Source organism: Vibrio sp. BS-M-Sm-2 (assembly GCF_041504345.1).
Lineage (GTDB): Bacteria > Pseudomonadota > Gammaproteobacteria > Enterobacterales > Vibrionaceae > Vibrio > Vibrio satsumensis.
In genome coordinates this window covers 1287434-1304518 of record NZ_CP167895.1, presented here as the reverse complement: position 1 = coordinate 1304518, position 17085 = coordinate 1287434, and the positions used below count along the sequence as shown (strand labels likewise).

The 17085-nt window shown below is 44.1% G+C and carries 15 protein-coding genes; 10 read left to right on the top strand and 5 right to left on the bottom strand.

Annotated elements, in window-relative coordinates; genetic code table 11:
• Positions 1–24 precede the first annotated feature (24 nt).
• The 3 genes from AB8613_RS21710 to AB8613_RS21700 form a co-directional block, all read right to left on the bottom strand.
• Positions 25–645 carry a LysE family translocator gene (locus AB8613_RS21710; protein WP_146490734.1) on the bottom strand — a complete coding sequence of 207 codons (621 nt, stop codon included), beginning with the start codon at positions 643–645 and terminating at the stop codon, positions 25–27.
• A gap of 137 nt (positions 646–782) precedes the next feature.
• Entirely contained in the window at positions 783–2069 is a 1287-nt protein-coding gene (locus AB8613_RS21705; protein WP_017631840.1) for a DEAD/DEAH box helicase, read from the bottom strand.
• A gap of 182 nt (positions 2070–2251) precedes the next feature.
• Positions 2252–3235, bottom strand: coding sequence for a GTP-binding protein (locus AB8613_RS21700; RefSeq protein WP_372385017.1), 984 nt, complete (start codon positions 3233–3235; stop codon positions 2252–2254).
• A gap of 713 nt (positions 3236–3948) precedes the next feature.
• On the opposite strand from AB8613_RS21700, the gene clcA reads away from it, so the two are divergent.
• A complete protein-coding gene (clcA, locus tag AB8613_RS21695) occupies positions 3949–5355 on the top strand; it encodes a H(+)/Cl(-) exchange transporter ClcA (protein WP_146490736.1) in 1407 nt (468 codons plus the stop codon).
• 239 nt (positions 5356–5594) lie between these two features.
• Positions 5595–6542: a TDT family transporter gene (locus AB8613_RS21690; protein ID WP_146490878.1), complete on the top strand. Its 948-nt coding sequence runs from the start codon at positions 5595–5597 to the stop codon at positions 6540–6542.
• Between the two features lie 137 nt (positions 6543–6679).
• Here AB8613_RS21690 and hmpA read toward each other — a convergent pair whose 3' ends face one another.
• Entirely contained in the window at positions 6680–7876 is a 1197-nt protein-coding gene (gene hmpA / locus AB8613_RS21685) for an NO-inducible flavohemoprotein (RefSeq protein ID WP_372385016.1), read from the bottom strand.
• A 369-nt stretch (positions 7877–8245) separates the two neighbouring features.
• On the opposite strand from hmpA, the gene norR reads away from it, so the two are divergent.
• Together norR and AB8613_RS21675 are read left to right on the top strand one after the other, a co-directional pair.
• A complete protein-coding gene (gene norR, locus AB8613_RS21680) occupies positions 8246–9838 on the top strand; it encodes a nitric oxide reductase transcriptional regulator NorR (protein WP_146490738.1) in 1593 nt (530 codons plus the stop codon).
• Positions 9839–9927: 89 nt separating this feature from the next.
• Positions 9928–10287: a glutaredoxin family protein gene (locus AB8613_RS21675; RefSeq protein ID WP_372154459.1), complete on the top strand. Its 360-nt coding sequence runs from the start codon at positions 9928–9930 to the stop codon at positions 10285–10287.
• Positions 10288–10397: 110 nt separating this feature from the next.
• On the opposite strand, the gene AB8613_RS21670 is transcribed toward AB8613_RS21675, so the two are convergent.
• Complete coding sequence (locus AB8613_RS21670) at positions 10398–11033, bottom strand: OmpA family protein (protein ID WP_372385015.1); 636 nt, start codon at positions 11031–11033, stop codon at positions 10398–10400.
• Positions 11034–11302: 269 nt separating this feature from the next.
• On the opposite strand from AB8613_RS21670, the gene AB8613_RS21665 reads away from it, so the two are divergent.
• From AB8613_RS21665 to AB8613_RS21640, 6 genes are all read left to right on the top strand, one after another.
• Positions 11303–11929 (top strand): thioredoxin domain-containing protein, encoded by a 627-nt coding sequence (locus AB8613_RS21665; RefSeq protein ID WP_372385014.1) that lies wholly within the window; start codon positions 11303–11305, stop codon positions 11927–11929.
• A gap of 75 nt (positions 11930–12004) precedes the next feature.
• Complete coding sequence (locus AB8613_RS21660; RefSeq protein ID WP_371714607.1) at positions 12005–12478, top strand: FKBP-type peptidyl-prolyl cis-trans isomerase; 474 nt, start codon at positions 12005–12007, stop codon at positions 12476–12478.
• Positions 12479–12633: 155 nt separating this feature from the next.
• Entirely contained in the window at positions 12634–13227 is a 594-nt protein-coding gene (locus AB8613_RS21655) for a TetR/AcrR family transcriptional regulator (RefSeq protein WP_327784890.1), read from the top strand.
• Positions 13228–13367: 140 nt separating this feature from the next.
• Positions 13368–14399, top strand: coding sequence for an NADP-dependent oxidoreductase (locus AB8613_RS21650; protein ID WP_372385013.1), 1032 nt, complete (start codon positions 13368–13370; stop codon positions 14397–14399).
• A gap of 35 nt (positions 14400–14434) precedes the next feature.
• Entirely contained in the window at positions 14435–15055 is a 621-nt protein-coding gene (locus tag AB8613_RS21645) for a glutathione S-transferase family protein (RefSeq protein ID WP_372385012.1), read from the top strand.
• A gap of 151 nt (positions 15056–15206) precedes the next feature.
• The gene (locus AB8613_RS21640) at positions 15207–16883 is read left to right on the top strand and encodes a pseudouridine synthase (protein ID WP_372385011.1); all 1677 of its coding nucleotides are present in this window, start codon (positions 15207–15209) and stop codon (positions 16881–16883) included.
• Positions 16884–17085: the final 202 nt, after the last annotated feature.

Here is a 17085-nt window from a genome sequence, read left to right as displayed (position 1 = left end):
CTACCCGTTGTCGTTAAAGCAGAATTAACTCACGAACAACCATACCCCCACGCCCATCATTAGCGTGCCGGCGATACGGTTCATCAACTTCACATTGTCAGCCTTGCCGAGCATGTGTTTAAGGCTCTTACCGCCTGTCGCGTACAGAGTCATACAAACAAATTCAGAAGCCAAGATAATAGACACCAAAATCATCAGTTGAGGCGCTAAATCTTTACTGCTGTTAATGAAAGGAGGAAGCAGAGAGATCATAAATGCCCACCCCTTCGGGTTCGCAATCGCAGTAACAAAACCTTGAACTACCAAGTCCCAATCATTGTTCACTTGAGCTTCTTGATTATCTGTACTGATCGCCAGTTTACCTCTTGAACGCCACATTTGAACGCCTAAATAGAACAAGTACCCTGCGCCCACAAACTTGAAGCCTGTAAATAGCCATGGGTAATTCAGCATAATTGAAGCGATACCTAATACAGCGGCGACCGAAACCACAGCAACTCCGGCCAGTTCACCGATCATCATCCATAATGTACGCTTGTAACCGATGCTCATGCCCAACGTTAACGCCAAGGTCATACACATGCCAGGTGTGATTGACACAAAGAAAAACGTGGGAATAAAAGCCCAAAGTAGCGCGCTATCCATATTATTACCTTATCGACTTATTTTTATTTGAGTGTTTTAGCTTGTTGAACTGTCTTTGTAAGGAGCGACCTTGTATTTAGCGACACAACGAAAAAGAGCCACAATACAGTGGCTCTTTTTCATTACCAACCGTAATTTTACTTACGACGGTTTTTAATTCGCTTCATCATAGTCAAACGACGTTCTGCACTCGCTTGATCTTGAGGCTCTTCGTTCGCGTTGTTCTTACGACCTTGGCGGTTTTTGTAAGCCGACTTGGTGTTCAGCTTTTCAATGTAAGCGTCGCGCTTCTTCGGTTCGTAACCTGGTTGTTCGACACGACGAATACGTTGTTGAATCAATTTCTCAACCTGAACCACGGTTAACTCTTCTTCGCGGTTAACGAAAGAGACAGCATGACCTTGCTTACCTGCACGACCTGTACGGCCAATACGGTGAACATAGTCTTCTGCTAGGAAAGGCATGTCGTAGTTGATTACGTGTGGTAAGTCTTCGATATCAAGACCACGAGCCGCAACGTCTGTTGCTACCATTACACGCGCTTTACCTTCTTTAAAATCGTCTAGAGCACGACGACGAGCACTTTGCGCCTTATCACCATGGCACAGTACTGCTTTAATGCCGTCTAGCTTAAGCTCTTTAACCACGTCATTCGCTGTTTCTTTGTAGTTCACAAAAACAAGCACTTGGCGCCAGTTTTTACGACCAATCAGTTCAGAAAGCAGTTCTGTTTTACGTTCTTGATCCACTGGGTAAACCACGTGGCCGACAGTAGCAGCCGTTGAGTTTTCACGCTCAACACTAATACGTTTTGGTTTACGTAAAATATCTACTGACAGTTGATTCAACTGAGTCGATGTTGTCGCCGAGAACATCATGATTTGTGGCGATGTTTCTACATCCAGCATGATTTTACGAACAGCATTGATGAAACCCATATCTAGGATACGGTCAGCTTCATCAAACACTAGGAACTCTAGGTTAGCAATAGACACGTTACCCGCTTCTAAGTGCTCTTCTAAACGGCCCGGAGTCGCAACCAGAATATCCACACCCAGCTCTAATTGACGAACCTGTGAAGACATCTTGTTACCACCGTAAACCGCTGAAACGCTTAGTTCAGTGTATTTAACGTAGTCTTTGATGTTTTGAGCGATCTGCGCAGCAAGCTCACGAGTTGGAGCAAGAATAAGGCCGCGAGCCGTTCCTCGAGATGCTTTTTTACCGCTGTTCAGTAGGTGCTGAATAACAGGCAATGAGAATGCCGCTGTTTTACCCGTACCGGTTTGAGCAGTAGCAAAAATATCATGGCCTTTACGAGCCATTGGAATCGCTTTTTGTTGAATTGGAGTGAGTTTTTCATAACCACACTCAGTCAACGCTTTGACTAATTCAGGAGCAAAACCTTGAGAGGAAAATGACATTGTTACGGGTTCCTTAAGCAGACAGCCTACATTCTTATTTCAGCCGAGCACTATAAAGTAATTAGAGTGATTTATCTCACATTTATCGTGATATGACGCAAACTTTCTCATTTAATCTGGTGTTTGCACCGCTTAAAACGAAGTAAACACCAAGATCCTTAGTTAAAACAGAAAAAATAGCGCTATTTGATGCCACACAGCTTGAGCAGAATCTGTTCGAGATCGCCCCATGGCATTAGCTGTGAGTCGATCACTTCCAGTCGAGATTCAAAGCCATCGAGTGTGATTTCATTGACTGACACGACTTGATTCGCCACGTTAAACGCGTAGCAACCTTGGTCTGTATTCACCACGGCTTTTACACGTTCAGCCGTCAAATCAGACAACATTGAGAATAGTGGATCAAAGTCGAACTTATACTCTGCACCAAACAACCATCCACAACTAAAATAACCCTGTCCTTTATTCTCTTTACGGATGAAAGCTTCACCGGGAGGAAGTTGGAATTGAGGTTCTTGTTCAGCGTGATCGTGATGGTGCGCTTCAATATGAGATGAAGCACTGCCATACACTCTTTCAATGTCCAACACTTCCAGTGGCACTTCGCCGTCATGGATTAGCTTATGGAAGACTTTTGCTGGCGTTTGATCAGTCACCCAATCATTAAACACATCGATATCTTCAGAATGCACAAGGTCGACCTTGGTGCCTAGAATCACATCTGCACTATCTAATTGATCATTAAAGTTCTGATTAGACGTGTATTTCTCATTAGATAGATTGCGTGGGTCTACCAAACCAAGCGTCGCTTTTAAATCAACATAAGGTGTGTATTGTTCTGAAGTTAACGTTGCAATCACTTGTTTAGGGTGACCAAGCCCTGTTGGCTCAATCAATAAACGATCTGGCTTTTGGCGAAGTAAGGCATTAATGCCCACCGACATAGGAACGCCTGCTGTACAACACATGCAGCCACCCGGTACTTCTTTAATCAAAGCGCCTTGATCTGTCATCAATGCACCATCAATACCAATTTCCCCAAACTCATTAACCAGAACAGCCCAGTTTTCATTTTCAGGTTTATTTTTTAACAGGTTCAAAATGGCTGTCGTTTTACCAACACCCAAGAAACCCGTAATAATATTTGTAGGAACTTTTTTAGTCATATCAGTTCTCCTTTTTAAGGGAGTATATACTCAATCACTAAAAAGTTGACCCCAATCGATTGTTTATACCAATCACAGTAAGTAAGTGTTCAGAAATAGCGCAGGAAAAAGGCTTGAGAACAAGGCGTGATTTTTTGATAAGTAGTTATTCTACAATAAAAAATTATAACCCAGTTATCGAGCATTTTAACCAGCTAGGGTGACCAATTATTTACTACGATTGGTATTACACTGAGATTAGTTAATAAAGGTTAGCGCGAAAATAATCTGAAGAGATAGGCAGTAGAGGCAGAATGCGGAAATGGGATGCTCCAGACAGACTAAAGGCGTACTTATCAGTACGCCTCACCCTCGTTACTCAATCGTGAGTTCGCGAATCAGGAAGCCTTAAATATCGACCTGAACATTTAACGAGGAACTAAAACTTTGTTTCTGAATCCATCCAAATTGTGTGTAAAACCTCACTTCTCCTTGCGGTTCGTTATGTTGCTTTACGATTTAACTATGGTTCATTTTTGGGGATATTCAAGCCGCCACCAGAGAAACGATCAAAATTGTGACGGCGATTCCACAATTGCCCATAGATTCCATTTATGTAACACGCACATTCCATAAATGAAATTCAACTTTCCATCTTTGTTACTATAGGATATGCAGAGGAAGCGTATAATTTACGGCAAGCCCGCCTCAACCTATTCAGGAGCCTTATCTCAATGACCAGAAGAGAGAAAATTAAGCAGTCCCTACTAGCCAAAATGCCAAGGGATGCTATGAATCAATTTCTCTCAAGGGATAAGACCCCAGCTTCCGTTCTCTTTCTTTCTTGTATTGTAGGTGTACTTGCTGGCGTGGTGGGTACCTATTTCGAAGTCGCGGTTCATTTCATCACAGAAACTCGTACCGATTGGCTTAAAGATGAAATCGGCAGCTATTTACCCCTTTGGCTCGCCGCTTTCCTTATTAGTGCTGCATTTGCCTTTATTGGTTACTTCCTCGTTCATCGCTTTGCTCCAGAGGCTGCAGGCTCAGGCATCCCTGAAATTGAAGGGGCGATGGACGGTATGCGCCCTGTTCGATGGTGGAGAGTATTGCCAGTAAAATTCTTTGGCGGTATGGGCGCATTAGGTTCTGGGATGGTTTTAGGTCGAGAAGGACCAACCGTTCAAATGGGCGGCAGTATTGGTCGCATGGTCACCGATATCTTTCGAGTCAAAGATGACGACACTCGCCACTCACTATTAGCTTCCGGTGCCGCAGGTGGTTTAGCCGCCGCATTCAATGCACCACTGGCTGGCATCATGTTTGTAGTCGAGGAGATGAGACCACAGTTTCGCTACTCACTCATATCGATCAAAGCCGTCATCATCTCAGCGATTTCAGCCAACATTGTGTTTCGTTCTATCAATGGCCAATCTGCCGTTATCACAATGCCTCAATACCAACCGCCTGAACTGGATGCTCTGTGGTTATTCTTGTTGTTAGGCGTATTGTTCGGCCTGTTTGGTGTGATTTTCAATAAACTGATTACACTTTCGCAAGACCTGTTTGTGGCAATACACAAGAATGACCGTAAACGCTACTTAATGACAGGTTCCCTGCTGGGCGGTTGCTTTGGCTTATTGCTGCTCTATATACCGGAGTTGACTGGGGGTGGTATTGGTATCATCCCGAACATCACTAATGGCAACTACAGCGCAAACGTGCTGCTGTTAATCTTCTTAGGGCGCGTGCTCACCACGCTACTTTGTTTCGGCTCTGGTGCACCGGGTGGTATCTTTGCACCAATGCTTGCTCTAGGAACACTCTTTGGTTATGCGTTCGGGCTTATCGCTGCGGCATTCTTCCCTGAACTGAATATTGAGCCGGGCATGTTTGCGATTGCTGGTATGGGCGCGTTATTTGCCGCCACCGTGCGAGCACCTATCACTGGTATTCTATTGGTTATTGAAATGACCAATAACTACTACCTAATACTGCCGTTGATCATCACCTGCTTAGGTGCGGTAATCATTGCTCAAATGTTTGGTGGGCAGCCAATTTACAGCCAATTACTCAACCGTACGCTGAAAAATGAGAAGCTAAGACAACAAGACCTCCCTCAACAAGAGGAAGTGCGTTAATTACAAATGACTCATGAAACAAAAGCACACATTCAACGTGCTTAATCTCCCGATTCTGTATCAAAATCAAAAAAGCAAACGTTAAACTTGATATCATCCACTCAAAATTAGTTGAGTTCCCTCAAAATCTATTGATGGGTGACCTACACACTCTAACTAAAGCAAAAAATGCAATATTCTGTAATTAACTAAGTCGGAGTAAGTCGTTGAACTGGAGAAGATTGACCCAAGTAAAAAATGTGCCGCCATCTCAGGCGTCTTTAGCACTTGGCGTTATTGGGTTAGGACAAGCTTGGGCATTATATATCCCGGGCATTGGTGAGATCATTCGCCCCTACCTCGCTTCATTCGGCGCGCTATTATTGCTGCCTGTTTTACTCCGTTATCTAACGAGCTTTAATACCTTCCTTAATGACATACGCCACCCACTAGTGGGTAGCTTAATGGCACCAATGAGTATGGCACTTCTGATTCTGTGCGACTATTTAGCCGAGATATCGCCAGTCATCGCCTACCCAGTTTGGTTCTGTGCGCTATTGCTGCACTTTACCATGATGGTATTGTTCTTTAGCTTTCAGATCATCAACTTCAAAATGTCGAACATTGTACCGAGTTGGTTTCTATATCCGGTGGGTTTGATCAGTAGTTCTTTAGCAGGTACACAGTTCGGGCACACCGTCTTTTCAGAAACACTTGCGGCCACTTGTATTGGTATCTATTTCCTTATGCTGCCAGTAGTGTTGTACCGCTTGGTGTTCGAAGGTAATCTTCCTCGCAGAGCAAGACCAACACTCGCTATCATGGCGGCTCCGGTTAACTTATCTTTAGCCGCTTACTTGGTTAACTTCGACAACCCAGACCCGATTCTGACAGGCGCATTGGCTGGCATTGCTATCACCATGACACTGCTGATCTACTTGTGTTATATCCGCCTAATGCGTCTGAAGTTCCAACCTTCAATTGCTGCCGTCACCTTCCCATCCGTGATCAGCGCTATTGCCATGCATCGATTAACCACGTTTTTCGGCGAGGAATACCCACAATGGTATTGGCTGCACAAGTTCGGATTCTTTGAGCTAACTATCGCAACCATCCTAGTGATTTGGGTTGCAGGCGGTTACGTGAAAATGTACTGGCCTGAGTTTTTTGATACTCACTATATGTCGAAAAAGACGAAGCGCTCTTAATCAAGAGCGCCCTCTTTGCTAGAGACATATCTATTCAGCGCTACACCAAACAAAAAAAGGCCTCACACTGTGAGGCCTTTTGAATAGGCAAGGTTTTTAATAGTTCAGGCGAGTGTTAATAGAACTGACGATTCCTATTAGAAGTTAGCGTGAGGGCCAAATACTTCGTAGTGTACGCGTGAACGATCAACTTTAAGTGCGTCTAGTTGCTCCACGATGTTTTTCATGAAGCCAACAGGGCCACAGATGTAGAAGTCGCTCTCTTCAAAACCTTTAGTATCAGAGATAGACGCTAGATCCATTTGACCTTGATGCGTATTTTCACATGCAGACTCATCTTTGTTCATGTACCACGTTTTCGCTTCCCAACCTTTGTCGGTAACAATGTCTTTAACACGGGTTGTGAACGAGTGTTGACCTACGTTTTCACAAGCGTGAAGGTAAAGTACTGGTTCGTTTTTATCTTCCGTGTTTAGGAACTCAAGCATAGACTGCATTGGTGTAACTCCCACACCTGCAGAGATAAGCGTTACCGGCTTGCTGCGTTCTTGATACATGAAGTCACCCGCTGGTGCGTACAGACTAACCTCATCACCAACAGCAACCGTATCGTGTAGGTGGTTAGATACAACTCCTTGTGTCTCTTGACCTTGTCCTTCACGTTTAACAGAGATGCGGTATTGCTTGCCGTTTGGCTTATCAGACAGTGAGTATTGACGAATCTCGCTGTATTGAGAGCCTTCCGGTTTCACTTCGATACCGATGTATTGACCTGGTGTGTAATCCAGAACGTCACCGCCATCTTTTGGCTGAAGAATAAAGCTAGTTACTAGAGCTGATTCTTCAATCTTATCTGCAATCACGAACGTACGTGCTGCTTCCCAGCCACCTACCGCTTGCTTACGCTGTAGGTAAAGCTCTGCTTCACGGTCGATGAATACTTGAGCTAAGAAAAGGTAAGCCGCTGTCCACGCCTCTTCCACTTCTGGAGTGAACGCTTCTGTTGCCAATTCACGCAGTGTTTCAATCAGGTGCAAACCAACAATTTGGTAGTGCTCTGGTTGAATGTTAAAGCTTGTGTGTTTCTGAGCAATACGTTCAACGGCTGTTGTTAACGCTGCTAGGTTTTCAATGTTCTTTGCATAAGCCGCGATAGCTTCAAACAGTGCAACGCCTTGGCGACCTGTTCTTTGGTGAGTCATATTGAAGATATCTTTCAACTCAGGGTTATGCGTGAACATACGTTGATAAAAGTGCTGAGTTAAAGCCGGGCCTGCGCTCTCAAGTAGCGGGATAGTAGATTTGATGATTTCGATATGTGCGTTGTTAAGCATGAATTTACTCCGAACACTGAGTCTTATGACCTATATGTCATTTTGACTACTTGAAAAATTAAGAATGACTTATCGATTTTCTGAAGCCTTAGTTATTTTTAGAAACTGAGTTATTTTGACTCGTTTTCGTTTCAAAAAATCGTAAAACCTGATTAATGCCACCTGATTGATTGAGATCAAGAATACTCTTTTTAATCAGAGTTATAATCGGGCTTCGATGACTCTTTTGCACAATCGATGCCAAGTTTATCAATCCCCGTCATTACTGGTTTTAATCTCAAAGCCCATCTTATAAAAATGTCAAAAAGACCTTTTTTTAGGTCAATAAGACTCTATTATGTATATAAACACACAGAGTTAGAGTTTTTTATGCAAGATATCTCCGCATCTACCCTCATGGAAATGACCATTGGCCTTGCAAGTGGTGTGAACGATCAAGATCGTTTTAATCGCCTTATCGATGCCATCCGTAAAACCATTACGTGTGATTGTGTCGCGCTTTTAAGCCTTCAAGGTGACACACTAGTACCTATCGCAATGCAAGGGCTCAGTCGAGACACGTTCGGTCGTCGTTTCATCATTTCAGAGCACCCACGTTTTGCGGAGATATGTGCATCTCGCTCTCCTGTTCGTTTCGATTCTGATAGTTCACTCCCTGATCCTTTTGATGGTCTGCTGATCGATCATGATGGCGATCTGCCAATGCACGCCTGCATGGGTTTACCTCTGCTGTTTGGTGACAAATTATTAGGAGTGCTAACCCTAGACAGCCTAAAACCTGATGTCTTCGCTAATATTCCAGCACGTAACCTTGAAGTACTAGCAGCGATTGCGGCTTCAAGCATGCAGATGGCATTGACCTTTTCTCAGCTTGAACATCAAGCCAAACAGTCTAAGCAGCTATTAGAAGAGTTAAACGTTGAAGCGTGGGAGCGTGACGGCGGCGAGTTGATTGGTAACAGTGATACCATGGTCGCGCTCAAGAACGACATCGCGGTTGTCGCACCGTCTGAATTTAATATCTTGATTCATGGGGATACTGGTGTTGGTAAAGAGCTCGTTGCTCGTACCCTGCACCACCAATCGCAGCGTAAACGTAACCCACTCGTCTACGTAAACTGTGCTGCAATTCCTGAAAACTTAGTAGAAAGTGAATTGTTTGGTCACGTTCGTGGTGCGTTTACTGGCGCAGACAAAAACCGCTTAGGTAAGTTTGCTCTAGCCGATGGTGGCACACTGTTCTTAGATGAAATTGGTGAATTACCCTTAGCTGCGCAAAGTAAGTTACTGCGTGCGCTGCAAAACAACGAAATCCAACCTGTTGGCCAAGACAATATTCAAACCATTGATGTTCGTGTTCTGGCTGCAACCAACCGAGACTTAAAGCAAGAAGTTGAAGACGGTCGATTCAGAGCCGATTTATACCATCGACTGAGTGTGTACCCTATCGCGGTGCCTGCACTGAAAGATCGTGGTGACGACATCAGCCTATTAGCTGGTTTCTTCTTAGAACAAGCGCGTCGTAAGCTTGGTATCAACCAAGTTAAGTTCCGCTCTGACGTTCTTTCTTTCCTAAACCGTTATGGTTGGCCAGGTAACGTTCGTGAACTTGAGCACGTGATCAGTCGTTCAGCATTGAAAGCATTGGCGCGTAGCACCAATAAAAACCTCGTGACAATCACTAAAGAAGATTGTGGTCCACTCGACCAAGATCAGCCGATTGCGACTACACAGGTGAAGAACACGCCATTATCAACACCAACGATCGACCTCTCTGCAGGGTTACGTGGTGCAACGGATGATTTTCAACGCAGTATCATTACTGAGGTATTGGAAGATGCCAATTTTAACTGGGCACAAGCAGGCCGTGTTCTGAAAACAGACCGAGCAAACCTGACTCGACTGTCTAAGCGTTTAGGGCTAAATGTGGCTAAGTCTCACACGATCGAACGGACAAAATAGATATTAGCGGTTTGTTGCGAGCATCTGACAAAACTTGTGTATATAATGCTGCAAATTGTAACGCTAATTTTAAATATGTAGAGAGAGTTATGAAGTTTATCCGTTGGTTCTTAGGTCGTGTCATCTTGTTATTGAACTTTGTTTTCAGCCCACGTGGTGTGAAGCGTTCTCAAGAAGAGCAAAACAAAGTGAATGAGCAAGCAAAAACGCACACGTTATACCAATTCGAAGCGTGCCCATTTTGTGTGAAAGTGCGCCGCGCGATGAAACGTCAATCGGTTCAATTTGAACTTCGTGATGCAAAAAACAACGAGCAACACCGTGCAGAACTTGAAGCTGGCGGCGGTCGTGTGAAAGTGCCTTGTCTACGTATCGAAAAAGACGGCAAAACTGAGTGGATGTACGAATCTTCAGATATCGTGACTTACTTAGAAAAGCAGTTTGCATAAGCAATAAAACTACAAAAGCCAGATACAAAAAATCCCTCGAATGTGAGGGATTTTTTATGTCTGTTATTTAGCGCTAGTCGTTTTCAAATTAGGAGTGAAAGCTCAAATGACTACTTCGCGACAATCAGCATCAATTCCACACGGCGGTTACACGCCTTGCCTTGCGCAGAGGCGTTCGTACAAGCTGGTACATACTCGCCAAAGCCTCGTGTATAAATGGAGCGGCTTGACACGTAGTTACTCTCTAATCGAGCCTTCACTTCTTTTGCACGCTGCTCTGATAGCGGATCGTTGATTCGATCTGTGCCCGTATTATCGGTGTGACCTTCAATCACCACATCAATATCTTGGCGCTGAGCAAGGTAGCTACCCAACGTATCTAGCCATTGGTTATAAGCTGGTTCAGGGAAAGCAGAACCTGTTTTAAAGTTCACGTGCTGCTCAAGCTTTACCATCACATGGTTACCCGGCAATACTTCAAAATCGATGCGGTTTTGTCTTAGAAAGACTTCCAGTGGATCGTTAGTCGATACGCCACGTCCGTAGTTGGTAGTGATGGTGCTTTGTTGATGGGTGCTGCTCTGAATCGAGTATCCACGATTGCTTGCTACATGAGTCGTTTGAACCACACCCCATTCAGGATGCATCAAGTCGTAATCGGTTTGCGGTGCAGTTTCTAGCATATCATCGCCCAACATGCCCGTTGGTAATGTCGTTTCACACCCTACCAAAGCTATGCTTAACATTATCGCTAAATATCTCATTACTTCACCAACCACTCATGCATATAAACCATTCACTAATGTCTATATCGGCACCGAGGGAAAAACTTTAGACGAAAACTTTATACCAAAAGAAACCAGACAAAAAAAGTGCTGTTGATCACAGTTAACCGTCAACTAGCCTTCCTTCACCCGCTAGTTCCAACTGTTTGCATTTATTTACCTTATAATTGTTTTCCAATTCGTACTAAATAGTTAGAATCTCACGACTTCTCAACGCTAGAGCAAACATTATGTTTAAACCATTTACTAAATTCATCACAGCACTCGCTGCCGTACTTATTATCGCGGGTTGTAGTGAAACAGACGAGCCACAAAAAGGCGTTCAATACGAAGCGCTTCCAACTGCTCTAACAGAATTTAACTTGTCTCCGATCACTGAAATCTTCTCTCTTAACTGTGGTCACTGCCGTCAAATGGAAAGTGCTATTCCAGAGATTGAATCTCTAACAGACCAAACTATTGGCAAGATGCACGTGACGTTCAACGAAAGCGCTCAAATCAGCGCAATGATCTACTACACAGCAGTGATGCAGCTTGATGCGACGCCTGACCACGCGTTTATGGACGACCTATTTGGTGCCGTTCAAATGGGTGCAGATGCAACACCAGAGCAGCGTCAACAAGCACTAGAGACAGCGTTTACTTCTCGTGGTTTGATTAGCCCATACCAGCTGAACAAAGAACAACAAGTCGCTCTTTTCGACTACGTTAAAAAAGCAGAAGAGATCTCAGTAAAAGGTCAGATCAACTCAGTACCAACCTTTATCATCAACGGTAAATACCAAGTACTAACAGCAGGTCACCAAGACGTTGCTGGTATCGCAAAAACGATCAACTACCTTTTGACTCAACCATAATCGCTGCTTTGCCAGCGGATTAACACATTCTGCATTAACTACGAAATTCAGCACTCAATATAAATAGGTTTTACTATGTCTAAATTTGTCATCCCGATCATTGTCTTTCTTTTGGCGGGTTTCATGATTTACCGTACTTGGACGAATCATAAGTCTGGCGGAGAAAACTTCGAACAAGGCCAGCAATTTCTAATTGAAAACGGCACTAAAGAAGGCGTGATTACGACTGAAAGCGGTCTTCAATACCTTGTTCTTGAAGAAGGTACAGGCACAGAACACCCAACTAAGAACAGCAAAGTAACGGTTCACTACCATGGTACGCTGATCGATGGCACTGTTTTCGACAGCTCTGTTGAGCGTGGCGAGCCAATCTCATTTGCCCTTAAGCAAGTAATCAAAGGCTGGCAAGAAGGTTTGACTTACATGGTTGAAGGCCAAAAAGTTCGTCTATTCATTCCAAGCACTCTAGCTTACGGTAAAGGCGGTTCAGGCCCTATCCCACCATCATCGACTCTGATTTTTGATGTAGAACTCATCTCTATCAAATAATCGAAGTGACTGATTAAGCCCCAACATACGCGCTATGTTGGGGCTTTTTTATATCTGAACATTTAAAAGCACTTTGACCACTTTCGCAAAGACCGCATATAACTTAGAAAACCGCCAACTAGACGACTGGTCTAATTTAACTTATAGTACCGCCCATGAACGAAAAAACGAATGACACACGCCTACATGTTTTAGATGTTGGCTATCAACTAATAGTAAACAACGGCTTTAACGGCGTTGGCCTATCGCAATTGCTTAAAGAAGCGGACGTGCCGAAAGGATCGTTTTACCACTACTTTAAATCTAAAGAGCAATTTGGTGAGGCATTGATTCAGCACTATTTTGAAAACTACATCACTAAGATTGAAGCTATTTTAGTACACGGTGAAGGTAATCATTATCAGCGAATCTTGAGCTATTTCTCGCTATGGGCGAAGACCGAAAACGGTACCTGTAATGCTCATAAATGCTTAGTCGTTAAACTCAGCGCGGAAGTTTCTGATCTCTCTGATCCTATGCGCCAAGCGCTGTTAAAAGGTGCTGAGAAAGTGACGAATACCATCGAACAGTGCATTGTCGGCGGTATTGCAGATGGCTCTATAAAGGTTGAAGACAGCCAAGAAGCAGCTCAGAACCTATACTCTATGTGGTTAGGTGCAAGCTTATTAAGCAAACTGAGCCAGAGCTCCCATAGCTTACAGACGGCTTTAAGCCTTACTGAACGAATTTTAAAAGGTGAAAGCCAATAACGCGCAGCGCGTTTGATTGGCTTTAACTTAAAACAAATCACCCGCCCTCTTATCAATTTGATGACGGCGGGATTTTTAGACAACAAGACTAGACGACTGGTCTAATTCTAAATATATAAAACATAAATTAAGGATATCCAATGACTCAACAAGACAATCGCCGCATCGTATTGGCTTCTCGCCCAGTTGGCGCACCGACTCAAGACAACTTCCGTTTAGAGACAGTAGCTGCGCCAAGTATCAAAGACGGCGAGATGTTACTTCGCTCAGTTTACCTTTCTCTAGACCCATACATGCGTGGTCGTATGAGCGATGCTAAATCCTACGCAGATCCCGTTGCGGTTGATGAAGTAATGGTTGGCGCAACCGTATGTCAGGTTGAAGAATCAAACCACGCTGATTACGAAATTGGCGAATGGGTTCTGGCTTACACAGGTTGGCAAGATCTTGGTGTGTCTAACGGTGAAGGCCTAATCAAACTAGGCAAAGAACCAACGCACCCTTCTTACGCGCTTGGCATCATGGGTATGCCTGGTTTTACTGCTTACATGGGCTTGCTTGATATCGGCCAACCTAAAGAAGGCGACACGCTAGTCGTTGCGGCAGCAACAGGTGCTGTAGGCGCAACCGTTGGACAAATCGGCAAACTAAAAGGCTGTCGTGTTATCGGCGTTGCAGGCGGTCAAGAGAAGTGTCTGTACGCGAAAGATGTACTTGGCTTTGATGAATGTATCGACCACAAAGCTGACGACTTCGCGGAGCAATTGGCTAAAGCGTGTGACAACGGCATCGACGTTTACTTTGAAAACGTTGGTGGCAAGGTATTCGATGCAGTAATGCCTCTGCTTAACACAGGTGCTCGTATTCCTGTGTGTGGTCTTATCTCTCAATACAATGCGACTTCACTGCCTGAAGGCCCAGATCGTATGTCTAGCCTGATGGGCATGCTGCTGGTTAAACGAATTAAGATGCAAGGCTTCATCATCTTTGATGACTACGCACACCGTTACAACGAGTTTGCTGTTCAAATGACAGAATGGCTATCTCAAGGCAAGATGCACTATCGTGAGCACCTGGTTGAAGGTCTAGAGAATGCGCCACAAGCATTCATGGGCCTATTGGAAGGTCAGAACTTCGGTAAGCTTGTTATCAAAACAAACGAAGCTAAATAAATTCAATAAACTGAACCCGTTAACTAGGTAGAATCATGATTACTTTACATCACCTGAATAAGTCACGCTCAAAGCGTATCATCTGGCTATTGGAAGAGCTTGGGGTGGATTACCAAATCAAACCATACCAACGAGACAGTGTCACTTTTCTTGCGCCACCAGAACTTAAATCCATTCACCCATTGGGTAAATCTCCTGTCATTGAAGACGATAGCGTCGTGATCACTGAATCTGGTGCGATCACGGAGTACCTAATCGACAAATACGGTCAGGGTAAGTTCGCACCTATACGCGGCACCGCAGACTACGTGGAATATTCGCAGTGGCTTCACTTCGCTGAGAGTTCAGGTATTTTGCCAATGTTGCTTAAGATCTTTGTGATGAAAGACGGCTGTGAAACTAACTTCCTAGGCGGTTATGCAGACGATGAAAACCAAAAGATCTTAACTTACGTGAATAATGCACTTGAAGGTAAAACCTACTTGGTTGCAGACACACTAACGGGTGCAGATTTTATGATGTCGTTCATCGTAGAGATCGTTGGTAACTTTGGTGCAACTGCGCTTTACCCTAACATTGCTAAATACGGTGAGCTTTTAACGAGCCACCCTGCTTACCAAAAAGCCGAGCAAGTAGAGCTAGTGAACTCTAACTAATCAAGATTTGTTCCATTCAATGCTTCCATAGCATGAACATAACAATCTAAATGAAGCCAAAGCCGATTTATCTTCTGCTTTGGCTTCTCATTTGTCTTCATTTCGACAACAATACCGAACTCTAACTGAACAGCCATAGAGTTTGATCTTAATGCCAGCAAACCTCGCTCAATACACACCTCTGCACCTAGCAAACACGAATGTAGATTTAGCGCTACCGACTCGCTTTACGTTTCCGTATTACTATACCCCGCACCCTACGTGTGAATTAGCTATGCTGCAGCTTCAGCAATCACTTATCGACTGTGGTGTGAATGAAAACTCGCTAGGTAATCTCTACGCTGTGCTTCTTGTTCAGAATCCAACCACACAAGAGTTAGGTTACCTTTCTGCGTTTTCAGGCTTGCTGTTAGATCCGGCTTTGGTCTCTCAGTTAAACAACATTCACTTTGTTCCACCAGCCTTCGATTCAAAACAGTTTCAATCTCAAAACAGTGCCAACCTCGCTCGCCAGTTACAACTCGCGGACGACATTAAGAAGCTACAACAATCGCACAACCTAGACGCATTATTGGCTGAACTTGAAGGGTTAAAAATCGAATCAGCACAATCTATCAAAGCCTTTCAGTTAGCAATGACCGCGAACAAAGCCCAACGTAACGAACTCAGAGAACAAGCCAATCAAGAAAAAGCATTAGGGAATCTAGAGTCAGCGGCGAATTTGCTCAAACAACTGGGCAATCAAAGTAGCCAAGAGAAACGTGACCTAAAAGCGCTTCGTATTGAATGGAAACAGAAGATCGCAGAACGTCAATCACACGTTGATTTGATTGAAAACGAACTGAAAAACCGTAAGCAAGATCACCAGGCAGTTTCAGAACAGTTGGAAACTCAACGTCTCTCTCACTATCGCTTTATCAATCAAGCCAAGCAACCTAAGAATTTACTCGAGTTACTCGATGGCAAAGATGCGCTTGAAGGCTCTGGTGACTGCTGCCTACCTAAGTTGCTTAACTTCGCCTTTGAGCATGGGCTTAAGCCGTTAGCATTGTCTGAATTTTGGTGGGGATTACCAACTACAGATATCATTCGACAACACGCAAACCTCTACCCTGTTTGCCAGAGTAAAAGCTTTGAGATCCTCGAACACCAGCTAAGTGGCATAGAGCTAGAAGATAACCCGCTTATCGTGAACCCTGCTGTAGGTAAGTCTTTTGATATTGTTTATGAAGACGACGAGATCGTAGTAGTAAATAAGCCTGAGGAGTTTCTCTCAGTTCCCGGCAAGTTTATCGAAGATTCTGTTTATACTCGCATAAAAGCGCGTTACCCGGATGCGACTGGCCCTTTGATTATCCATAGATTGGACATGTCGACGTCAGGCTTATTGATCTTGGCGCTGACGGCGGAGTCAAACAAGCACATTCAGAAGCAATTCATTGATAGAACCGTCGAGAAACGATACACAGCTTTGTTAGACGGTAAAATAACGGGTGAATCTGGCGATATCAGCCTGCCTTTGCGTGGCGACATCACCGACAGACCAAGACAGCTCGTTTGTCATGAACATGGGCGCAACGCAGAAACGCACTGGCAAGCAGTCAGCACCAATAACGGAAAAACCAAGGTGCACTTGTATCCAAAAACAGGCCGTACCCACCAGCTACGCATACACTGCGCTCACCCACAAGGACTTGGCGTACCAATTCGTGGTGACGACTTATACGGATACAAACGCGAGCGCTTACACCTGCACGCTGGCTACCTAAAGTTGATTCACCCGACAACAGGTGAATGGATGGAGTTCGAAGTGCCTTCTGAGTTTTAAGCTGTTCTTATCGTGCTAAAACTATTACAGCGATGAAACTATTACCGCGCTAAAATTTTTGTTCCATTAAAACTTTTTCTCGCTAAAGCTCTCACTTCGCTTAAGTTCTTGTTTCGTTAGATTTTTTATCTCATTAAACGCGTCAGGGTTCTAAATCTGCTTGAGATATAGAACCCTGAAGTTTAATTTTTTTATGTGCTTA